At 46.5% G+C, this 20529-nt stretch carries 23 protein-coding genes; all 23 read left to right on the top strand.

What is annotated here, in order from left to right:
• Window positions 1-14: 14 nt before the first annotated feature.
• A complete protein-coding gene (gene spoIIIAC / locus MKY44_RS18190; RefSeq protein ID WP_017687585.1) occupies window positions 15-218 on the top strand; it encodes a stage III sporulation protein AC in 204 nt (67 codons plus the stop codon).
• Between the two features lie 32 nt (window positions 219-250).
• Window positions 251-640, top strand: a complete 390-nt coding sequence (gene spoIIIAD / locus MKY44_RS18185) for a stage III sporulation protein AD (protein WP_017687586.1) — start codon at window positions 251-253, stop codon at window positions 638-640.
• Between the two features lie 68 nt (window positions 641-708).
• Window positions 709-1851: a stage III sporulation protein AE gene (gene spoIIIAE / locus MKY44_RS18180; RefSeq protein WP_397376270.1), complete on the top strand. Its 1143-nt coding sequence runs from the start codon at window positions 709-711 to the stop codon at window positions 1849-1851.
• A gap of 31 nt (window positions 1852-1882) precedes the next feature.
• Entirely contained in the window at window positions 1883-2713 is an 831-nt protein-coding gene (gene spoIIIAF, locus MKY44_RS18175; protein WP_341008075.1) for a stage III sporulation protein AF, read from the top strand.
• A 15-nt stretch (window positions 2714-2728) separates the two neighbouring features.
• Window positions 2729-3367: a stage III sporulation protein AG gene (gene spoIIIAG / locus MKY44_RS18170; protein WP_036614381.1), complete on the top strand. Its 639-nt coding sequence runs from the start codon at window positions 2729-2731 to the stop codon at window positions 3365-3367.
• A 66-nt stretch (window positions 3368-3433) separates the two neighbouring features.
• On the top strand, window positions 3434-4252 hold the full coding sequence (locus MKY44_RS18165; RefSeq protein ID WP_341008074.1) for a SpoIIIAH-like family protein: 819 nt from the start codon (window positions 3434-3436) through the stop codon (window positions 4250-4252).
• A 139-nt stretch (window positions 4253-4391) separates the two neighbouring features.
• On the top strand, window positions 4392-4856 hold the full coding sequence (gene accB, locus MKY44_RS18160; protein ID WP_036614903.1) for an acetyl-CoA carboxylase biotin carboxyl carrier protein: 465 nt from the start codon (window positions 4392-4394) through the stop codon (window positions 4854-4856).
• 55 nt (window positions 4857-4911) lie between these two features.
• Window positions 4912-6255: an acetyl-CoA carboxylase biotin carboxylase subunit gene (gene accC / locus MKY44_RS18155; RefSeq protein WP_036614375.1), complete on the top strand. Its 1344-nt coding sequence runs from the start codon at window positions 4912-4914 to the stop codon at window positions 6253-6255.
• A gap of 217 nt (window positions 6256-6472) precedes the next feature.
• A complete protein-coding gene (locus MKY44_RS18150) occupies window positions 6473-6883 on the top strand; it encodes an Asp23/Gls24 family envelope stress response protein (protein WP_017687593.1) in 411 nt (136 codons plus the stop codon).
• A gap of 146 nt (window positions 6884-7029) precedes the next feature.
• A complete protein-coding gene (gene amaP, locus MKY44_RS18145) occupies window positions 7030-7569 on the top strand; it encodes an alkaline shock response membrane anchor protein AmaP (RefSeq protein WP_017687594.1) in 540 nt (179 codons plus the stop codon).
• A gap of 14 nt (window positions 7570-7583) precedes the next feature.
• Entirely contained in the window at window positions 7584-7817 is a 234-nt protein-coding gene (locus MKY44_RS18140) for a DUF2273 domain-containing protein (protein ID WP_017687595.1), read from the top strand.
• A 221-nt stretch (window positions 7818-8038) separates the two neighbouring features.
• Window positions 8039-8491 carry a transcription antitermination factor NusB gene (gene nusB, locus MKY44_RS18135; protein ID WP_341008073.1) on the top strand — a complete coding sequence of 151 codons (453 nt, stop codon included), beginning with the start codon at window positions 8039-8041 and terminating at the stop codon, window positions 8489-8491.
• Window positions 8492-8608: 117 nt separating this feature from the next.
• Entirely contained in the window at window positions 8609-9466 is an 858-nt protein-coding gene (gene folD, locus MKY44_RS18130) for a bifunctional methylenetetrahydrofolate dehydrogenase/methenyltetrahydrofolate cyclohydrolase FolD (protein ID WP_341008072.1), read from the top strand.
• A 10-nt stretch (window positions 9467-9476) separates the two neighbouring features.
• Complete coding sequence (gene xseA, locus MKY44_RS18125; RefSeq protein ID WP_341008071.1) at window positions 9477-10841, top strand: exodeoxyribonuclease VII large subunit; 1365 nt, start codon at window positions 9477-9479, stop codon at window positions 10839-10841.
• Complete coding sequence (gene xseB / locus MKY44_RS18120) at window positions 10831-11088, top strand: exodeoxyribonuclease VII small subunit (protein ID WP_017687599.1); 258 nt, start codon at window positions 10831-10833, stop codon at window positions 11086-11088. Before xseA ends, xseB begins: the two co-directional genes overlap by 11 nt.
• Window positions 11081-11986 carry a polyprenyl synthetase family protein gene (locus MKY44_RS18115; RefSeq protein ID WP_373865046.1) on the top strand — a complete coding sequence of 302 codons (906 nt, stop codon included), beginning with the start codon at window positions 11081-11083 and terminating at the stop codon, window positions 11984-11986. The genes xseB and MKY44_RS18115 overlap by 8 nt, the downstream gene beginning before the upstream one ends.
• 283 nt (window positions 11987-12269) lie before the next feature.
• Entirely contained in the window at window positions 12270-14177 is a 1908-nt protein-coding gene (dxs, locus tag MKY44_RS18110; RefSeq protein WP_133385416.1) for a 1-deoxy-D-xylulose-5-phosphate synthase, read from the top strand.
• A 22-nt stretch (window positions 14178-14199) separates the two neighbouring features.
• On the top strand, window positions 14200-15045 hold the full coding sequence (locus MKY44_RS18105) for a TlyA family RNA methyltransferase (RefSeq protein ID WP_341008070.1): 846 nt from the start codon (window positions 14200-14202) through the stop codon (window positions 15043-15045).
• An 84-nt stretch (window positions 15046-15129) separates the two neighbouring features.
• A complete protein-coding gene (locus tag MKY44_RS18100; protein ID WP_341008069.1) occupies window positions 15130-15615 on the top strand; it encodes a hypothetical protein in 486 nt (161 codons plus the stop codon).
• An 84-nt stretch (window positions 15616-15699) separates the two neighbouring features.
• The gene (gene ahrC, locus MKY44_RS18095) at window positions 15700-16149 is read left to right on the top strand and encodes a transcriptional regulator AhrC/ArgR (RefSeq protein ID WP_017687604.1); all 450 of its coding nucleotides are present in this window, start codon (window positions 15700-15702) and stop codon (window positions 16147-16149) included.
• Window positions 16150-16204: 55 nt separating this feature from the next.
• On the top strand, window positions 16205-17923 hold the full coding sequence (recN, locus tag MKY44_RS18090; RefSeq protein WP_341008068.1) for a DNA repair protein RecN: 1719 nt from the start codon (window positions 16205-16207) through the stop codon (window positions 17921-17923).
• Between the two features lie 120 nt (window positions 17924-18043).
• On the top strand, window positions 18044-19372 hold the full coding sequence (gene spoIVB / locus MKY44_RS18085; RefSeq protein WP_340017847.1) for a SpoIVB peptidase: 1329 nt from the start codon (window positions 18044-18046) through the stop codon (window positions 19370-19372).
• Between the two features lie 195 nt (window positions 19373-19567).
• Window positions 19568-20374 (top strand): sporulation transcription factor Spo0A, encoded by an 807-nt coding sequence (spo0A, locus tag MKY44_RS18080; RefSeq protein WP_091018123.1) that lies wholly within the window; start codon window positions 19568-19570, stop codon window positions 20372-20374.
• Window positions 20375-20529 lie beyond the last annotated feature (155 nt).

The following is a 20529-nucleotide window of genomic DNA, read 5'->3' as shown; positions in this document are numbered from 1 at the left end:
GAGGTGCCAAGGTCATGAATCTAGAAGTGAACGCAATCTTTCAAATTGCGGGTATCGGAATCATTATTGCCATGATTCACACGGTACTGAAACAAATGGGAAAGGAAGATATGGCTCACTGGGTGACCGTAATCGGATTTGTCGTTGTATTGTTCATGGTGGTCCGTATGCTGGACAGCCTGCTACAAGAGATCAAATCGATATTTCTTTTTCAATGAAAAACGGTCATGAAGCCGGATGGTGGTGACCTGTGGAAATTATCCAAGTTGTAGGTTTGGCGCTTATCGCAACAGTGCTCATTCTGGTCATTAAGGAACAGAAACCGATGTTTGCCTTTCTGATTGCTGCCGCGACCGGCATTGTCATCTTCATGTTGTTGATTGGCAAAATCGGAGCAGTCATCGAAGTGTTGAAGCGGCTTGCCGAGAATTCAGGCATGGAAAGTATTTATCTGAAAACGGTGCTGAAAATTATTGGCATAGCGTACATCGCTGAATTTGGCGCACAGATTGTCAGGGATGCAGGTCAGGAGAGCATTGCGTCCAAGATCGAATTGGCTGGTAAGGTACTGATCCTTGTACTTGCTATACCGATCATCAGCATTATTATCGAAACCGTCATGAAGCTGATGCCGGTGTAGAAAGGGCGTGCGGACTTCATATGAAATCAATGCATCATAAGCCGCAGTGGCGCCTTACGGTTGTGCTGATGCTCTGTTTTCTGTTTGGTATCCTGGGACAGGTTACTGCAACCTCGCCTTCCGGTGAGTGGATGGAGCAGCAGGCCGATCAGCTTCCCAAGGATCAGGTGGAGAAATACTGGGATCAACTGATGCAACAATACGGTGGTTTCTTCCCGGATGGGAAGACCCCTTCCTTCATGGATATGTTAATCCCCGGCAATGAAGGGTTCAGCCTGAAATCGGTGTTTGTAGCGATAGGAACCTTCATGCTGCATGAAATTTTATATAATGGCAAACTTCTGGTCACGATTGTGATGTTAAGTGTACTCAGCATGATTCTGGAGACGCTTCAGACCGCATTTGAGAAAAATAATATTAGCAAAATCGCCTATTCCATCTGTTATATGGTCATCATCATTATTGCAATCAACAGCTTCAGTGTGGCGATTGGATACGCCAAGGATGCCATAACTGGCATGATCAACTTCATGATGGCCATGGTTCCCTTGTTATTCACACTGCTTGCGTCCATGGGTAATGTCATCACCGTCTCGGTGACACATCCACTCATCATTTTCATGATTCATCTGGTGAGTACATTGATTCACTTGCTGGTATTCCCGTTACTCTTCTTCTCAGCTGTTCTGCATCTCGTCAGTTCATTGTCTGACAAGTACAAGCTGACACAGCTGGCAGACCTCCTGCGCAATATTAGTGTGGCACTGCTGGGTATCCTGCTGACGATGTTTTTGGGTGTAATCTCGGTTCAGGGAGCATCGGGCTCCGTAGCGGATGGAGTTAGCCTGAAGGCCGCCAAATACATCGCAGGCAACTTTGTCCCTGTTGTGGGCAGAACATTTGCGGATGCAACGGATACGGTAATTACAGCTTCTTTACTTGTCAAAAATGCAATTGGACTCACCGGAGTGATCATCATTTTGTTTCTCTGTGCCTTTCCGGCACTCAAGATCCTGGCTCTTGCCTTGATATACAACGTAACTGGTGCCATTATGCAACCACTAGGAGACACCCCGATTGTAGGATGCCTCCAGGCCATCGGCAAGAGCATGATCTACGTATTTGCGGCGCTCGCAGCCGTCGGGCTGATGTTTTTCCTGGCCATTACCATCTTGCTGACCGCGGGCAATCTGACTGTCATGATGCGCTGAATGTATGTTGGCAAAAAAGGGGGTGGAAAGGATGGGGTGGCTGAGCAACTGGCTCCAGGAATTGATTATGATCGTCCTGCTGGCGACTTTTGTGGATATGTTGTTGCCCAATCGATCCATGGAACGTTATGTCAAGCTTGTGCTGAGCCTTCTCATCCTGCTGACCCTTTTATCACCCATAACCAAGCTGCTCAAAAGTGATCCGGTTGGCGAACTGAAACGGGCCATGTCGGCAATGGATGCTCCATCGGATGGGAATGCGACACTCGAACAGATATTAGCTCAGGGCAAACGGCTGCAAGCGGGTGAACAGGAACAATCCTTACAATGGACAGCCAAAGAACTGGCTAATGTCATGAAAGGTCAGATTGAAGAAACAACAGGAGCGAGGGTGCGGTCCGTAGAGGTACAGCTGACCATGAGTAAATATGAAACCGAGATGGAAGCTGCCTCATCAGTCGAACTGCCTGTGATCCAGCGTGTGTTGGTCGAGATGGCCGGAGAGGGTGCAGAAGGAGAAGTGAAGGCAGGGCAGCAAGAAGTCGCTGCTAACACACAACCCATATTTGGAACAGACACAGAAGTCGAGAAGGATAAATCACATCAAATACAACAGCCCATCCAGATCGGTCAGATTGAAGTGCCTGATGTACAGATTGATGTGAGTAGAGGGCAACATGATGGAAATGAAGCGTCTTCCGAGCCTGTTATACGTGATCAAGCAGATGAGACGAAGCAGCAAGGTGAGACGTCCACAAGGTCTGAACATGCAGTACAGATTATTACATTGTTGACTGAAAAGTGGGATGTTGATGCAAACAACGTTCAAGTGACAGAACCAAAAAGTGCTGAAGTGCTCTGAGAAGGAGGGTGTCCGATGAAACAATGGTTCAAAAAGATGGAAACCTGGATGGGTGGCGGAGAGGGTGGGGCAAGGCGAAGTCAAACCTTCCGCTGGCTGATTATCCTGGGTTTGATCGGGGTGGGAATCATGCTGTTCAATTCCTTCGTCAATGTCAAAAAAATTGATTCCGAAAATATCGGTCGGGAACCACCGGACCCGGCAACATCCATGGCATCCATACAGAGTGATCCGTCGGAACAGAATCCTTTTCAGGCGATCGAAATTGCGTTTGAAGACAAAATCAAAGGTGTGCTGGAAAACATTGTTGGTGTGGGAACGGTTGATGTGATGGTTACCGTGGATTCCACAGAAGAATTGGTCGTTCAGCGGAACGTGAAGGATTCTCAGCAACTTACCGAAGAAACCGATGCTAGCGGGGGCAAACGGCATATGACGCAATATACCCGTGATGGCGAGATTATTACTTACGAAATAGCAGGGGATCAGACACCTATAGTGACCAAAAAGCTCAAACCGCAGATCCGTGGGGTGCTTGTGGTTGCGAGGGGTGCAGAGAACAAGGTTGTGAAGGACCTGATAACCGATGCTGTGGAAAAAGGACTGAATGTGGCAGCCTACCGGATCTCGGTTGTACCGCGCAAACAAGACTAATCTGATGTGTTGAATCACAAGATTCAATTCTCATAAGATTGAAGCCAATTTGAGGAGGAAGTTCTAATGAATAACAAACGTCAAACGGTATGGCTCGTTTCCATGCTGAGTCTGATGGTCATTTTGTCCGCGTATTATCTGTTCACTGAGGATTCCGGTCCAGTCAACGCGCCGGTGGCTGACAGTCAGCAAGTGGATGGAATCAAGCAAGGGGAAGCAAAGGAGACGGCAGGCATTCTTGATCCTACAGAAGGTTTGGTTGTGAATGAAGTGGTGAATAGCGGCGAAGTTGAAAGTGATCCAAGTGCGGCTGGCGCTGTGGAAGAACCGGCGGCTACGGAAGGTAAAGAAGCTGGAAATACAGAGAAAACACCTGCTGTCGAACCAGGCGAGAATAAGGGTGAGGCAGGCAAAGAAACCAACAAAGAGACCGACAAAGGGACAACAACTACACCGGAGACAGACGGCACTGCAACCAAGACAGATGAGGAAGTCCTCAAGGAAATGGAAGAGCAGAATACGACAGCATCTGCGAGCAGCCAGTTCCAGAACTACCAGTGGCAACGTGAGGAAAGCAACAATCGTAAGTATGAGGAACTGATGACCGTGGCAGGTGATCTGAGCAAAACGCCAGAGGAGAATGCCAAAGCAACGGAGCAACTCCGTACACTGGAAGAAAAAGAAGCTAAAATCACTGGCATTGAGGAGACGCTCTCTCAACAGTTCGCTAATGCGATCGTTGAAGAAGATGCCGACAAGTATAAAGTTGTGGTTCTCAGTGACAAACTGGATGTAAAACAGGCGGTATCCATTGTGGATCTGGTTATGAAAGAATTGGCGGTTTCACAGAACAAAATCAGCGTGCAATACGTCACAGAACAGTAATCCAAATCATGGAAATACAGTCCCGGGAGCTGGTTGTACTCTCGGGCTCTTTCCATTTTTAATGATTATGATATAATACATAAAGCCATATGACCGTCCTAGTGAGACTGGCATGATGCCGAAGGAGTGAATAATGGAAATGTTTAAATTGAGTGAAATCAAAGAACTGATTAAACTGGTAGATGAAAGTTCCGTTCAAGAGTTGGAAATTGAAAATGAAGGATCACGGTTATCAATCCGCAAACCGGGCAAAACGGAGTATGTTCAAGCAGCTGCTGTGCAACCGCAAATGATTGCTGCTCCGCAAGTACAGCCGGCAGCAGTGGTAAGTGAAGCTGCACCGCAGGTCGATACTACAAGTCATTTACATAAAATTGTATCTCCGATGGTAGGTACTTTTTACAGAGCTTCCTCGCCGGAAGCGGGTCCTTTTGTGAGCGCTGGTGATAAAGTTGTTGAGAAAACAACGGTTTGTATCATCGAAGCTATGAAGCTGATGAACGAGCTTGATGCGGACATCAAGGGAGAAATCGTTGAAGTGCTGGTTGAGAACGGACAGCTGGTCGAGTATGGGCAGCCCCTTTTCCTGGTGAAACCGGAATAACCGTTATAGCTGGTAAACAGCTAACCGCATGAGCTTCGAAGGAGGACAAAACGAAATGAAATTTCAAAAAATACTGATTGCGAACCGTGGAGAGATTGCGGTACGTATTATTCGTGCCTGCCGTGAAATCGGCATCTCAACGGTAGCCGTCTATTCGGAAGCGGACAAGGATTCTCTGCATGTTCGTCTTGCAGATGAGGCTTATTGTATCGGACCGACACTGTCTAAGGACAGTTACCTCAACTTCACAAACCTGATGAGTGTAGCCACACTGACGGAATGTGATGCAATCCACCCTGGTTATGGTTTTCTGGCGGAGAATGCTGATTTTGCGGAAATTTGTGAGTCTTGCAATATTACGTTTATTGGACCTTCTCCTGAAGCCATCACCAAAATGGGTGACAAGGCTGTTGCCAAACAGACGATGAAAGATGCAGGAGTACCTGTTATTCCTGGATCAGACGGCCTTGTTGAAAATATGGATGAAGCCATCATGATTGCTAGAGATATCGGATATCCTATCATTATCAAAGCTACTGCTGGTGGCGGAGGTAAGGGAATTCGTATTGCCGAAGATGAAGAAACGCTGATTAAGCAGATTACCGCTGCTCAGCAGGAAGCACAAAAGGCATTTGGCAATGCAGGTGTATATCTGGAGAAATTCCTGACAGGTATGAAACACGTGGAAATTCAGATCATTGCGGATAAACACGGAAATGCAGCACATTTGGGAGAGCGTGATTGTTCGGTTCAGCGTCGTCGCCAGAAATTGGTAGAAGAAGCTCCGTGTCCGATTCTCTCCGAAGATGTGCGTACACTGATGGGTGAAGCTGCGGTACGGGCTGCCCTTGCTGTAGATTACTCGGGAGCGGGTACATTGGAGTTCCTGCTCAGCCCGAATGGCGAGTTCTATTTCATGGAGATGAATACGCGTATTCAGGTAGAGCACCCGGTAACTGAGATGGTTACTGGCGTGGATCTGATCCGTGAGATGATCTCGGTAGCTGAAGGCAACCCACTCTCATTCCGTCAGGAAGACGTGGTTATCAATGGCTGGTCCATTGAATGTCGTATTAATGCAGAAGATCCTGACCGTAACTTTATGCCATCACCAGGCAAAATCGGATTCTACCTTGCACCGGGAGGACCTGGCGTTCGTGTAGATAGTGCTGCTTATCCGGGTTATACCATTTCACCTTTCTATGACTCCATGATTGCAAAATTGATTGTGTGGGGAGCGAATCGTGAAGAGGCGATTGCCAAGATGAAACGTGCGCTTGGGGAATTTGCAATTGAAGGCATATCTACAACTATTCCTTTCCATCAGAAATTGCTGGAGCACCCAACGTTCATTCGTGGTGACTTTGATATCAAATTTCTTGAGGAAAACGAGATTTAAAAGGTATATTGGGCTTGTTTGTCATAATGTAGCCCAAATGATATAGTATGAATAATAAGAGCGCATGTCTCCTGCAAAGGATAAGCCCGCACCTCGCGGATGTTTGCAGGAGTTCCGGTAAAGCCGGACCGGAAGGGTTCTGAAGGTTGATTAACCTGAGTCCAGCGCCCTGACGGATGGCCGCAAACTTATCTCGCGAAAGGTGTGTTGAACAGTTATGAGTACACTACCGACTGAATTTGAACGAACGGATATCGGTGAAATCCAGATCGCACCTGAAGTTATTGAAGTGATTGCTGGATTGGCGACCCTTGAAGTGAAAGGTGTTGCAGGCATGAGTGGCGGATTCGCTGGCGGATTTGCTGAATTGCTTGGTCGCAAAAACCTTTCCAAAGGCGTTAAAGTTGAAGTGGGCCAACGTGAAGCTGCAGTTGATGTTTCCGTAATTATCGAGTACGGATACCGTCTGCCACAAGTAGCTACGGAGATTCAACAGAACGTGAAACGTTCCATCGAGAACATGACAGGATTGAATGTGAATGAAGTGAATGTGCACATTCATGACGTTCAGTTCAAGAGCACCGAAAAAGTGGAAGAGATCGACCTGAACAGTCAGCGCGTAAAATAAAAGAAGACAGGTTCCCCCGGCATCATCTGCCGGGGGTTATCCCGTCTTGGACAGGTCTTCATTATAGCGAAAGCTAGATGAGGATCTGATTTTTTGCTAGTGAACAGGTTAAGTCATGTTAGTGAGCAAGGGAGGCTGTGCAGTTCGTGGCTAAAATACTGGATCGGCTTCTGTTGTTTATATACAGCATAAGCGTTGGAGCAATATCGGCAGCCGTCATTCTTCTGATTAGCGGTGTGCTGCCTTACGAATTGAATTACCAGCAGGAACAAAACGTTATTGTTGCGTCGGTTATTGCAGCAGCGATTTTGTTTATCCTGAGTTTGCGATTTTTCTACATCTCGGTTCGGCGTGAGCGTGCATCGTTGCCGTCTGTAGATCAACGTACTGAGTTTGGTGATGTACAGATTTCGATGGAGACGATTGAGAATCTCTGTTTGAAGGCAACTTCCCGTTTCCGGGGAGTACGTGATGTCAAGGCACGCATACGTGTGGTTGAGTCAGGACTGGAGATTATGATCCGTGCGGTAGTGGATGGTGAGACACCTATTCCTGCGCTGACTTCTGATCTGCAAAAGGCGATACATGATCATGTACAAGAGATTACGGGCATCCCGGTTTCTTTTGTCACGGTGTATATCGCTAATGTAACCCAGTCGCCTAACTACAAGAGTCGAGTGGAATGAGGTGAGTTTCACTGATGCTGTGGAAAGAGATTTGGGATAGTCACAGAGGCCGAATTACCGGTATTATCGGCGGCATCTTTTTTGGATTTCTTTATGTATGGATCGGTTTTTGGGATATGTTGTTCTTTGCACTCTTGGTGTTCATCGGTTATACATTAGGCAGACGAAGCGATTCGAAGCTGGGTTCGTCCATTCCCTGGAGGGAGTGGGGACAATGGCTGGGCGATCGCTGGCGTCCGTTTAAGTGACCTACCTGAACCCTGCAATATGTTTCTTCCGAAAATAGAGCTGTAGTTTAGGTTGCCCGTTTTTTGGAGGAAACGTATTGCAGGTTTTTTTGTGAAAAGGGATAACAATAACAATACCGTGTAAGCCATCGATCTAACCGATACTGGATAAGATGTGATGGTTGCATGATTTTAAAATAAGCATGATGACGCTCCAGACGGAGCGCTGCAGGAGGCAGGACATGAAAAGACGTTTGGCAAGGGAAATTGCAGTACAAAGTCTGTATCAGATGGAAATGAATGAGGTAGGTGCAGCAGAAGCTGTAAACATGTTAATCAATGAAGCTGCTGAAGATAATGAAACCGAAGTAGTTATTCGCGATGAAGATGTAATGCGTACTTATGTTACTGACATTGTACAAGGAGCCTGGAACAATAAGGAAGCCATTGACGGTCTGCTCGTGGATTATTTGAAAGGTTGGCAGATTAGCCGTCTGTCACGTGTAGATCGCCAGATTCTACGACTGTCCACGTATGAAATGGTGTTTCGTGATGACATTCCGGCAAAGGTATCGGTCAATGAAGCGATTGAACTGTCCAAATATTTTGGTACAGAAGAATCCGGTAAGTTCGTCAATGGTGTACTTGGACGCATGATTCAGGAAGTTGACGCCATTAAAGCAAAATTATCTTAAGTTATGATTAATTATAGTGTGTGTTCAAAAAGACCGGTTTTCAGTATCCTTCGAAATCAAAAGCGGGCTTTTTGAACAACCTCTAAATTTATATTCACATAAGGGAGAGAGAGTACAATGACAGCATCTATTATTAACGGTAAAGAAGTATCCCAAGAGATCCGCGCAAGCATGACAACAGAAGTAAAACAGCTTAGCGAACAGGGGGTAGTACCTGGTCTGGCTGTTGTGCTCGTCGGGGAAGATCCGGCATCCCAAGTCTATGTGCGTAATAAAGAAAAAGCATGTCACGACCTCGGTTTCTACTCCGAAGTGCATCGCTTGGATGCAGATACGTCCCAAGAAGATCTGCTTGCGCTGGTGGACAAGCTGAACAATCAAGAATCCATTAACGGAATTTTGGTTCAACTTCCACTACCGAAGCATATCGAAGAGAAAGCGGTCATTGACGCAATTGCCGTGGATAAAGACGTAGACGGGTTCCATCCAGTCAATGTTGGTAATCTTGTTATAGGAGACGATAGTCTGCTTCCATGTACCCCAGCGGGTGTAATTGAACTGATCAAACGTACTGGGTTGGAAATGTCCGGTAAACATGCGGTAGTCATTGGACGAAGCAACATCGTTGGTAAACCGGTATCGCTGTTGCTGCAACGTGAGAATGCAACGGTAACGATGTGTCATTCCCGCACAGCCAACATGAAAGAAATTACACGTCAGGCTGACATTTTAGTTGTAGCCATCGGCCGTGCTAATTTTGTGGATGCTGATTTTGTGAAACCAGGTGCTGTTGTTATCGATGTCGGCATGAACCGTTTGGAGAATGGCAAACTGGCAGGAGACGTTGATTTCGAGAGTGTGAAAGAAGTTTCTGGTCCAATTACACCCGTTCCAGGTGGTGTTGGTCCGATGACAATCACAATGCTAATGCAAAATACATTGATCGCTGCCAAGCGCGCTCACGGATTGGCCTAGGGTTTTGTCTGTGGCAGATCAAAAGATCTACTCCATCAAAGACCTGAACCGATACATCCGGATGAAACTGGAATCGGATCAGGTCCTGTCGGACGTCTGGCTGCGCGGGGAGATTTCGAATTTCACACATCACTCCAGCGGCCATATGTATTTTACATTGAAGGACAAGGACAGCCGGATCAAGTCCATTATGTTTGCGTCCCATAACCAGCGATTACCCTTTGTACCGAAGGAGGGTGCAAGGGTTATTGCCCGTGGTAATGTCTCGGTGTATGAACGGGATGGGCAGTATCAATTCTACGCTACCCATATGCAACCGGACGGAATTGGAAGTCTGTATCTGGCTTACGAACAGCTGAAGAAAAAGCTTGAGGATGAAGGGTTATTTTCACCTTCGCAAAAAAGACAGATCCCTCGTTATCCACAGACCATCGGGGTTGTAACTTCACCGACGGGAGCGGCGGTGCGAGACATTATGATCACACTCCAGCGCAGATACCCTTCTGCCAAGGTTGTTTTATATCCGGTTCTGGTTCAAGGGAAGGGTGCAGCACCTTCCATTGTCAAAGCGATTGGCAACCTGAACCGGATGGGAGAAGCCGATGTACTTATCGTTGGACGCGGAGGCGGTTCACTGGAGGAGTTGTGGGCCTTTAATGAGGAGATTGTGGCAAGAGCAATAGTCGCTTCGGATATTCCTGTCATTTCTGCGGTTGGGCACGAAACGGACTTCACTATTGCTGATTTTGCAGCCGATTTGCGTGCGGCTACACCTACAGCAGCTGCTGAATTAGCTGTACCTAATCGAGCTGAGTTGCTTGATCAGATCGGACAACGTCAGCGCCAGTTACAGCACAGCTTACGTCAGCGTGCTGTACATAATCGTGAACGGCTCGCAAGATTACAGCGTTCGCCAGTGCTGGTTCATCCAAGACGTACCTTGATGCAGCACACGGAACGACTGGATATGATGCACCAACGTCTTTTGAGAACAGTGGATACGCGTATGAAATGGACAGGAGAGAAGCAGGAGCGTCTGCGGGCAGCACTGCAACGATTCAATCCTCGTGAGCAGGTCAATGCAGCACGCCGTGAGAATGCGGCAGCACGCAGACAACTGGAACTTGCGATCAGGTCTATAACCAGATCGAAGCAGCAACAGTGGAAATCATCTGTGCGGCATCTGGATGCGCTTAGCCCGCTTAAAGTCATGTCACGGGGATACAGCCTTGTCTATGATGAGCAAGAACAGCGATTGATCAAGTCGACGAAGGATGTACAGCCTGGAGATTCAATTAAGATTAAATTAACAGACGGACAGCTGGACTGTCAGGTTTGGGGAATGAAGGAGGACGACAATACCCATGGCGAATGAACCGGAATTGAATTTTGAAGAGGCAATGGCGGCATTGGAAGACATCGTAGGTCAGCTGGAACATGGTGATGTTCCGTTGGAACAGGCCATCGATCTGTTTCAACGCGGGATGAAACTTTCGCAACTTTGCGGTCTGAAGCTGGAACAAGTGGAACGCAAGATCGAGATGATCGTAGAAGAAGATGGAGAGCTTCGCAAGAAGCCTTTCGGAACTGCTGACGATGAGAGCGGTGAAGTCCATGAGTAATCGTCCTTCGTTTCAAGCATACCTCGAAGAGGTCACAGCGGAGGTGACAGAAGCGTTGAAACACACGCTTCCCGATCACTGGGATGTACCCCAATCGTTGACGGATGCGATGCAGTACTCACTCATGGCCGGAGGCAAACGCCTTCGTCCTCTTCTGGTCGTTGCTGCGGCGGAAGCCTTCGGTGCACAGCGTACAGCTGCAATGCCGGTAGCCTGCGCCGTGGAGATGGTTCATACGTATTCACTGATCCACGACGACCTGCCTGCTATGGATAATGATGATTACCGCAGGGGAAAATTAACGAATCATAAGGTATATGGTGAAGCAACAGCCATATTGGCAGGTGATGCGCTGTTAACCCATGCTTTTTATAGCATTGTTCAAGCTGGACGCCGTAGTGGTGTGGCGGCAGATGCGTTGCTGTCCATCGTAGAGGACATGTCCGAACTTGCTGGAGCAAGAGGTATGGTCGGCGGCCAAGTTGCGGATATGGAAGGCGAACAAGGCATGACTGATCTTTCACAGCTCCAATATATTCATTTGCACAAAACAGGTGACCTGATTGTTTTCTCACTCATTGCTGGAGCACGAATTGGTGGAGCAACGGAAGGACAATTGGAAGCCTTACGTGTGTTTGGCCGTGATCTGGGGCTGGCGTTCCAGATTCAGGATGATATTCTCGACCTGACGGGTGACGAGCAGAAGATGGGCAAGAAAACACAGAGCGATGTGAATCAGCAGAAGGTAACATATCCTTATTTTATTGGCATGGAGGCTTCTGTAGATGAAGTGAAATCCCTTACCCAATCTGCAAAAGACGCACTCGAAAGAGCGGAGTTACCTGATGCATCCAGATTGCTGGAAATTGCAGATTATCTGATGAGTCGAGACCATTAGATTTGAATAAAACGCGCTGTTTCAAAACCTGTTTAACCGTGTAATGAATGTAATGTCCTTTTTCCGAGTGGATGGAAAAAGTCTGTCCCGAGTGGATGCGTGAATACATATGGAGAAGAATTTTAAATAACTTGCTGGCGAGAATGCTCGTTATCGGGAGTATAGTGCAGTAAATTATGATTCTTGTTCTTTTATGTTATAATGATTTAATGTCATTTGATTCATAATGTATATATCGATTTACAACAATAACTAAACAATCTAGGAAAGCGGGGAGATTCTCGTGCTGCTTCCACAAATTAAACAACCCAGTGATCTAAAGTCGATGTCTCAGGATGATCTTGCCCTTTTGTCGGCAGAGATCCGGCAGTTTCTGATTGAGAAACTGTCTGTTACAGGTGGGCATCTCGCACCCAACTTAGGCGTGGTTGAGCTCACGGTAGCCCTGCATTACTGCTATAACAGTCCAGCAGACAAAATGATTTTTGATGTAGGGCATCAGGCTTATGTGCATAAAGTCCTGACAGGGCGTATGGATCGCTTTGATACATTGCGTCAACATAACGGCCTGTGCGGATTTGTCAAACGCAACGAAAGTGAACATGATGTATGGGAAGCTGGACACAGCAGTACTTCATTGTCCGCTGCGATGGGGATGGCCCTTGCACGTGATCTGAAGGGTGAGGACAACCAAGTTATCGCGATGATTGGTGATGGAGCCCTTACAGGTGGTATGGCTTTTGAGGCCCTTAATCATATCGGTCATGAGCAGAGAAAACTGATGGTTATTCTGAATGATAATGAAATGTCCATTGCTCCAAACGTTGGGGCCATGCATAAATATTTGAGCAAGATTCGTTCGGATCGTCATTATCTGAAAGCAAAAGATGATGTCGAGGGAATGCTTAAAAAAATTCCAGCTATTGGGGATCGTTTGGCCAAATCGGCAAGCTGGATCAAAGATAGTGTCAAATATATGATGGTACCAGGTGTTCTTTTCGAAGAACTGGGCTTCACGTATTTGGGACCGATTGATGGGCACGATATTCCCAAATTGATCGAAACCTTCAAACAGGCAGATAACGTTGATGGTCCTGTACTCGTTCACGTGCTCACGACCAAAGGCAAAGGTTATCAGCCAGCAGAAGCCGATTCGCACAAGTGGCACGGGATTTCTCCGTACAAAATTGAATCCGGTCAAGTGCTGAAGGCAGTCGGAAAACCGATGTACACGGAAGTGTTTGGTCAAACGTTAATTGATCTTGCGAAGCAGGATAAGCGGATCGTAGCGGTAACGCCAGCAATGCCTACAGGATCAGGTCTTATTCCGTTCAGTAAGGAATTTCCTGACCGCATGATTGACGTAGGGATCGCAGAACAGCATGCGGCGACCATGTGTGCTGCACTGGCTATGGAAGGCTTGAAGCCGGTCTTCGCAGTGTATTCCACATTTATGCAACGTGCATATGATCAGATTGTACATGATATTTGCCGTCATAACGCTAACGTGATGTTTGCTATTGACCGTGCCGGGTTTGTTGGTCCGGATGGGGAAACACATCAAGGGGTATACGATGTGGCATTTATGCGCCATATTCCAAATATCGTTCTGATGATGCCAAAAGACGAAAATGAATTGCGTCACATGATGAAAACGGCGCTTGATTATAATGAAGGTCCAATTGCTTACCGTTATCCACGAAACAATGTGGTGGGTGTACCTCTGGATGATGTACTTGTTCCGATTCCAATCGGATCATGGGAGCAACTGCGTCCATCAGAGGGATATGCTGTCATCGCTTCAGGTTCAATGGTGCAGCTTGCAGAAGAAGCAGCAGAGATGGTGAAGCGGGAAGGGATCACAGCAGGCGTAATCAACGCTCGCTTCTTGAAACCTCTTGACGAGCAAATGTTGCGTGATTTAGCTGTTCGAGGCACCAAATTGATTGTACTTGAAGAAACATCCCAAGCAGGCAGCATGGGTAGCGCAGTTCTGGAGTTTTATGCAGAACAGGGACTGCATGATGTTCATGTACAATTGATGGGGATTCCGGATCGCTTCATCGAGCATGGCAGTATTAAGGAACAACGTGAGGAAGTGGGTCTTACCGTTGAAAATGTATGTGCTGAACTGCGCAAGATGGCTGTTCAATCATCTTACGGCATACCCAAAACACGTTTTCCTTCGTAAATTTACATGATAGGAGACAGACATGTCACTCCCGAAAGAACGAATTGATGTTCTGCTGGTTGAGCAGGGCTATTATGAAAGTCGTGAGAAGGCAAAAGCTGCAATCATGGCTGGACTGGTATATGCCAATAATGAGCCGATCGAAAAGGCGGGCATGAAAATTCCAAGGGAAGCCGAGCTGAAAGTTAAAGGCTCGGTACATCCCTATGTCGGCAGAGGCGGATTGAAGCTCGAAAAAGCGATCCGTCATTTCGGTCTTGATATGAATGGACTTGTCATGCTCGACATTGGTTCATCCACCGGCGGTTTTACGGATTGTGCACTTCAGCATGGCGCATCTCACGTCTACGCTATTGATGTGGGCTATAATCAGCTCGACTGGTCTTTGCGTAATGATGAGCGGGTTACTGTTATGGAACGAACTAATTTCCGCTATGTGACTCCCGAAGATCTGGCGGGACCCGTGCCGAACTTTGCGAGTATCGATGTGTCGTTCATTTCACTGCGAATCATATTGCCGCCACTTCTGGCTCTTTTGAAACAACCTGCAGATATCGTTGCATTGATTAAACCTCAATTTGAGGCAGGGCGTGAAAAAGTAGGCAAGTCCGGTGTGGTACGTGATACGAAGGTACACAAGGATGTATTGCAGACGATGCTTCATTTTGCCAGTCAACTTGGTTTGCATCTGCAGAGTTTAACTTTTTCACCGATAACCGGTGGAGAAGGTAATATAGAATTTCTTGCACATTGGCGTCTGGAAGCACCAGAGGCAACACAACCAGAGATCAATCCAGCTTCACTTGACGCACTTGCGGAGCAAGTTGCAAAGGAAGCAGCTCATACATTTACGGGAAACTCATCATAAGATGGGTTTCTTTTCGCTGGAAAGGTGATTGATGTAAAGGGAAATCGTTACTGAACCTCGAATATGTCTTCGAGGTGAGCGATAATGGATGGTCAATATGACACAATCGTTATAGTTGTACTTGCATTCTGTTTGATCTTGTGGCTGTTCTTTGGCTTGCGTAATTGGGTGAACCGACCGATGCCGGTAAGCTTGTCTGGAATGCAACTGAACGTGAAGATTCAAGATTCCCCGGCCTTGGATTTGCTTGAAGCACAGGGTTACGAAGTCATCGGTGGCAAAATGAAAGTCCCTCTGGCTTTTGAGGCCAATGAATCCGTTTATTACAGCAGATTATTCATTGATTATGTTGCAGAACGTGAGGATCTCAGATACCTCGTGAAAACGTCTCGTCGCAGACAGCCAATTGAAATGACCGGCCCTGCGCTAAGGGATCGCTTCCTCAATTATCTGTTGTTATATCCTGGCTGTGAAGGATTGCTGTATGTTGACGTGGAGGATTCCGATATTAAGTTAATCAGGCTCATGGACTATCAGGAAGATGTGTATGATGGGGATGATCTGGACTAATATAAAAGAATGAACATTGCAGGGCAAAGTCTGCGGCGAATTACAATTGCTGCTTTATTGCAATACATCTAACTGGAGGCATGTATGAAAGGACAAAGGCACATCAAGATTCGTGAAATCATTAGTCAAAATGAAATTGAGACCCAGGATGATCTGGTTGAAGCACTGCGCAAATCAGGTTTTCAGGTGACTCAAGCGACGGTATCCCGGGATATCAAGGAACTTCTGTTAATCAAGATTCCGATGGATGATGGAAGATACAAGTACTCTTTACCGACAGATCAACGATATAATCCGATTCAAAAGTTGAAGCGTGCACTCGTTGACAACTTCTTGCACATTGATCACACAAACAATCTGGTTGTGATGAAATGTTTGCCAGGAACAGCCAACTCCATTGCAGCTTTGCTTGATAATATTGAGTGGAATGAAGTCATGGGCACGATCTGTGGAGATGATACCATTCTGATTATCTGCCGGACTGAAGGTAACAGTGTGACCGTTATTGAGCGGATCATGGGTTACATTGCTTAAAGTAATGGTTCAAAAACATAATATCTGAGTTAGTCATCCGGAGGTGTTTTTGCAGATGTTAGTTACGTTATCGATTCGTAATCTGGCTGTGGTGGAAGAAGTGGACGTTGTATTCCACCCGGGATTCCATGTACTTTCAGGGGAAACGGGTGCAGGGAAGTCGATTATTATAGATGCACTTGGCTTAATTGCAGGTGGACGAAGTTCAGCTGATCTGATCCGGTACGGATGTGAGAAGGCAGAGATGGAAGCCTTGTTCGAGATGGAGCAGAGTCATCCGGTATGGCAGACATTAGAGAAGCTGGGTATCCATTGTGAGCCTGAAGAGCATTTGGTCATTCGACGTGAGTTGAATACTCAGGGAAAAAGTACGTCCCGCATTAATGGGCAATTGGTCAATCTGACCATGCTGCGGGAAGTAGGCGAGAAGCTGATCAATATTCATGGACAACATGAACATCAGAGTTTGCTGCGTGCAGAGAGCCATCTGGGGCTTCTCGATACTTATGGATCGGAAGTCATCGGACCGATCAAAGCGAAGTACCAGGAGCGTTACAGCAAGTTTATCACGGCGGAAAAAGAACTGCGTGCGCTTCAGGAGTCCAGTCAGCGGGCATATCAACTCTTGGACATGTATCGCTTTCAGCTTGAGGAGATCGCAGCAGCAAGCCTTACACAAGGCGAGGATGAATTACTCGGGGAAGAACGGGTCAAACTATCCCATAGTGAGAAAATGATGGACAGTGTTGCTGGTGCATATGATCTCCTCAGTGGTCAACGTGGACTTGAAGCTGTGAGCATTGCTCTTTCGAGAATTGAAGACATTTCTGGATATGATAACAAAGGACTGCAACCAATCGTAGAACAGCTGCAATCCGCATTTTATCAATTGGAAGATGCAACATTTCAGTTAAGGGATTACCGTGAGAAGATTGAATTTAATCCGGCAAGGCTGGAAGAAGTGGAGCAAAGGCTGAATCTGATTTCTGGCCTCAGACGGAAATACGGGGACAGTGTTGAACTTATTCTGAGCTATTATGATCAGATTAGCCATGAAACCGACCAACTGGAGAACAAGGACGAACGGCTGGAGAAATTGCGAACTGAACGTGATAAAATGCTTAACCTTGTGATGGAGTCTGCTGAAGAGCTCAGCAAGGTTCGCAAACAATGCGCCGAGGAACTTGCTGCACAGGTGGAAAGCGAGCTCAAGGATCTGCAAATGGAGCGGACTACACTGCGTGTTCAGATTACTCCTTTTGAAGATCCGAAGGGCATTGAATGGAATGGACGCCGTATTCGTCTGAATCGTCATGGTGCGGACAACGCGGAATTCCTGATCTCACCGAACCCGGGTGAGCCATTACGACCACTTGGCAAAATTGCTTCAGGTGGTGAGTTGTCGAGAATGATGCTGGCGATGAAGAGTATCTTTGCGCGACATGACCGGATACCTGTGTTGATTTTTGATGAAGTTGATACTGGAGTTAGCGGTAGAGCAGCTCAATCCATTGCGGAAAAACTGTTCCGCTTGTCTTCGACTTGCCAGGTTTTCTCAATAACTCACTTACCACAAGTGGCTTGTATGGCAGATCATCAGTATCTCATTGAGAAACATGTCTACGATGGACGGACGATGACGCAGGTGGAATCGCTGTCAGACGAAGGCAGAGTGAAGGAATTGGCACGTATGCTGGGCGGCGTGGAAATTACAGAAAAAACGCTGCATCACGCACAGGAAATGCTGAATTTGGCGGAAGCCAAAAAAGGGTGAAACGGACGGCTGGCGTAATGATTGACAGTAATAAAAGCCTGGGGGCGAGGTTATCTTATAGGTACGCAATTGGCGACCACCTTTCGTCAAGCGAAAGAAGCAAAGGGAGTGTGACAGCCATTGAATTCCCCCCTCAGGAAGAAATTGCTAGGTCTTTTATTTGCCTTCTTTCTTTGTGTGATTAGCCAGGCCATTCAGCCTGTGCAAAGTTATGCTTCACTGCCGGATGAATTGCAGGTGTTTGCTGGCAGGCAAGCGGATGTCCGGCTCGCTGTACCTGCTGTTTCAAGCGCCGTTGTAGATCGTCCTGATATCGTTGGTTTGGATGATCAGGCAGCGATGCATGTTACCAGGCAACAACCTTTGCATCTTCACCCTCAACAGACGGGACATGCCAAATTAACGTTGAAGTTGTGGGGTAAAATTCCGGTCAAAACAGTCCATGTGAATGTGATACCGGATTTGCGTGTTGTACCCGGGGGACAAACCATTGGCGTTAAGGTTAAATCGGCAGGCATTCTGGTGGTTGGACATCATCTGGTCCGTTCCGGTCAGGATGAGCGTGTATCGCCCGGAGAAACAGCGGGCATTAAGCTGGGAGATCTGATTACGCATATGGATGGAAAACGTCTGGATGGCGTAGCAGGTGTCTCTGAAGCCGTTGAACTTGCAGGGAAAAGTAAAAAAGGTATTGATGTTGTGTTAAAACGTGGTAAGGAAACGGTGAAGACACGATTAACTCCGGCGTATGACTCCGAGGATCAAGCGTGGAGGCTTGGATTGTACATTCGTGATTCTGCAGCTGGTGTTGGCACACTTACCTTCTATGCTCCAGATCAGGGCGTATACGGCGCACTGGGCCATGTCATTACAGATATGAACACACAAACATCTATTGTTGTGGGTAGTGGTCAGATCGTTCAGTCTAATGTGACGTCCATTTCTAAAAGTGAGACCGGTGATCCGGGTGAAAAACGTGCTCATTTCCTCAAGGAAAGCAAAATTTTGGGCAATATTGAACGTAATACGGCTTTTGGCATCTTTGGTAAAATGTCCGGAAATCCTGAGCACAGTCTGTATTCGAAAGGTATTCCCGTCGCTTTTTCTCATGAAGTCAAAGAAGGACCGGCCGAAATACTTACCGTGGTTGACGGTCAACAAGTTGAACGCTTCTCGATTGACATTGTTCATGTGGCAGATCAAACTGAACCAGCAACAAAAGGTCTGGTACTTCGAATTACGGACCCGAAACTGCTGGATAAGACCGGAGGTATCGTTCAAGGGATGAGTGGCAGTCCCATCGTGCAAAACGGTAAGTTGATCGGTGCAGTTACTCATGTATTCGTGAATGATCCAAAATCGGGTTACGGTTGCTTCATTGAATGGATGTTACAAGATGCTGGCGTTATGATGAAAAAGGAAAACGAAAAGAACCTCAAGGCTGGTTAAACAGCCCTGAGGTTCTTTTTTGTCGAAAGCAAACATAATATATCGGATAATGAAATAAATTATTTATTATATAGGATCAAGAAAAAAAAATAAAGAAAAATAATTTTCGACAGGAGGAATTTAACTTGCTGTGTCGAAAATTTAACCTGTAAGGAAATGTACGAAACGATGTTTAATTTAAAGGAGGATACCGTTTTGCAAAAAATTGAGGTATTGCTGGCCGATGATAATCGTGAATTTACGAATTTGCTTGCCGAATATATATCTGAGCAGGAAGATATGGAAGTAACCGGTATTGCATACAATGGAGAAGAAGTACTGCAATTGCTGGAGCAAACTCGGGATGTGCCGGATGTATTGATTCTGGATATTATCATGCCGCATCTGGACGGTCTGGGTGTGCTTGAGCGCTTGCGCAACCTGAACCTGTCTCCACAGCCTAAAGTCATTATGCTTACGGCATTCGGACAAGAGAATATCACACAGCGTGCCGTGCAACTCGGAGCTTCTTATTATATTCTCAAGCCGTTTGACATGGAAGTGCTTGCGAATCGTGTGCGTCAACTGGTGGGAACACAGACCGCGATGTCCACGAGCAACGGATCATCCATGTTCATGAAATCCAATGTTGTGCCAATGGGCAAACACAAAAATCTCGATGCAAGCATTACGTCCATCATACATGAAATCGGTGTTCCTGCGCATATTAAAGGATATCAGTATTTGCGGGAAGCCATTACGATGGTGTATAACAATATCGAAATTTTGGGAGCCATCACCAAAACACTGTATCCGGCGATTGCCGAAAAATTCAAAACCACGCCGTCCCGCGTCGAACGTGCCATCCGTCATGCCATTGAAGTGGCATGGACTCGTGGTAACATCGACAGCATCAGCCACTTGTTTGGTTATACAATCAACATCAGCAAGTCGAAGCCGACAAATTCGGAATTCATCGCGATGGTTGCTGACAAGCTGAGAATTGAGCATAAGGTAAGCTGAAAGGGTCAGGAGTAGTGAGCTGGCAAGTATAGTTTGGATTCAGATTAGATTCTAGTCAAATGGATTTTTGGCGGTTTATATCTGAATTCGTTCATTTCATGCCGATAAACTTCTGTGAATTATGCCAACGAATACCGTCATTTATTGGATTAAAG

This window comes from Paenibacillus sp. FSL R7-0026 (assembly GCF_038004485.1).
Classification (GTDB): Bacteria; Bacillota; Bacilli; order Paenibacillales; family Paenibacillaceae; genus Paenibacillus; species Paenibacillus xylanexedens_A.
The sequence above is the reverse complement of the archived record's forward strand: the minus strand, read 5'-3'. Positions and strand labels throughout refer to the sequence as shown.

What these genes read in the sequence shown, in the direction of transcription:
- spoIIIAE (WP_397376270.1), top strand. Translation starts at nt 709, where the DNA reads ATGCTCTGTTTTCTGTTTGGTATCCTGGGACAGGTTACTGCAACCTCG.
- accB (WP_036614903.1), top strand. Translation starts at nt 4,392, where the DNA reads ATGTTTAAATTGAGTGAAATCAAAGAACTGATTAAACTGGTAGATGAA.
- ahrC (WP_017687604.1), top strand. Translation starts at nt 15,700, where the DNA reads ATGAAAGGACAAAGGCACATCAAGATTCGTGAAATCATTAGTCAAAAT.
- MKY44_RS18115 (WP_373865046.1), top strand. Translation starts at nt 11,081, where the DNA reads ATGAGTAATCGTCCTTCGTTTCAAGCATACCTCGAAGAGGTCACAGCG.
- accC (WP_036614375.1), top strand. Translation starts at nt 4,912, where the DNA reads ATGAAATTTCAAAAAATACTGATTGCGAACCGTGGAGAGATTGCGGTA.
- spoIIIAF (WP_341008075.1), top strand. Translation starts at nt 1,883, where the DNA reads ATGGGGTGGCTGAGCAACTGGCTCCAGGAATTGATTATGATCGTCCTG.
- MKY44_RS18165 (WP_341008074.1), top strand. Translation starts at nt 3,434, where the DNA reads ATGAATAACAAACGTCAAACGGTATGGCTCGTTTCCATGCTGAGTCTG.
- MKY44_RS18105 (WP_341008070.1), top strand. Translation starts at nt 14,200, where the DNA reads ATGTCACTCCCGAAAGAACGAATTGATGTTCTGCTGGTTGAGCAGGGC.
- folD (WP_341008072.1), top strand. Translation starts at nt 8,609, where the DNA reads ATGACAGCATCTATTATTAACGGTAAAGAAGTATCCCAAGAGATCCGC.
- xseB (WP_017687599.1), top strand. Translation starts at nt 10,831, where the DNA reads ATGGCGAATGAACCGGAATTGAATTTTGAAGAGGCAATGGCGGCATTG.
- spoIIIAC (WP_017687585.1), top strand. Translation starts at nt 15, where the DNA reads ATGAATCTAGAAGTGAACGCAATCTTTCAAATTGCGGGTATCGGAATC.
- spoIIIAG (WP_036614381.1), top strand. Translation starts at nt 2,729, where the DNA reads ATGAAACAATGGTTCAAAAAGATGGAAACCTGGATGGGTGGCGGAGAG.
- nusB (WP_341008073.1), top strand. Translation starts at nt 8,039, where the DNA reads ATGAAAAGACGTTTGGCAAGGGAAATTGCAGTACAAAGTCTGTATCAG.
- MKY44_RS18140 (WP_017687595.1), top strand. Translation starts at nt 7,584, where the DNA reads ATGCTGTGGAAAGAGATTTGGGATAGTCACAGAGGCCGAATTACCGGT.
- recN (WP_341008068.1), top strand. Translation starts at nt 16,205, where the DNA reads ATGTTAGTTACGTTATCGATTCGTAATCTGGCTGTGGTGGAAGAAGTG.
- MKY44_RS18100 (WP_341008069.1), top strand. Translation starts at nt 15,130, where the DNA reads ATGGATGGTCAATATGACACAATCGTTATAGTTGTACTTGCATTCTGT.
- MKY44_RS18150 (WP_017687593.1), top strand. Translation starts at nt 6,473, where the DNA reads ATGAGTACACTACCGACTGAATTTGAACGAACGGATATCGGTGAAATC.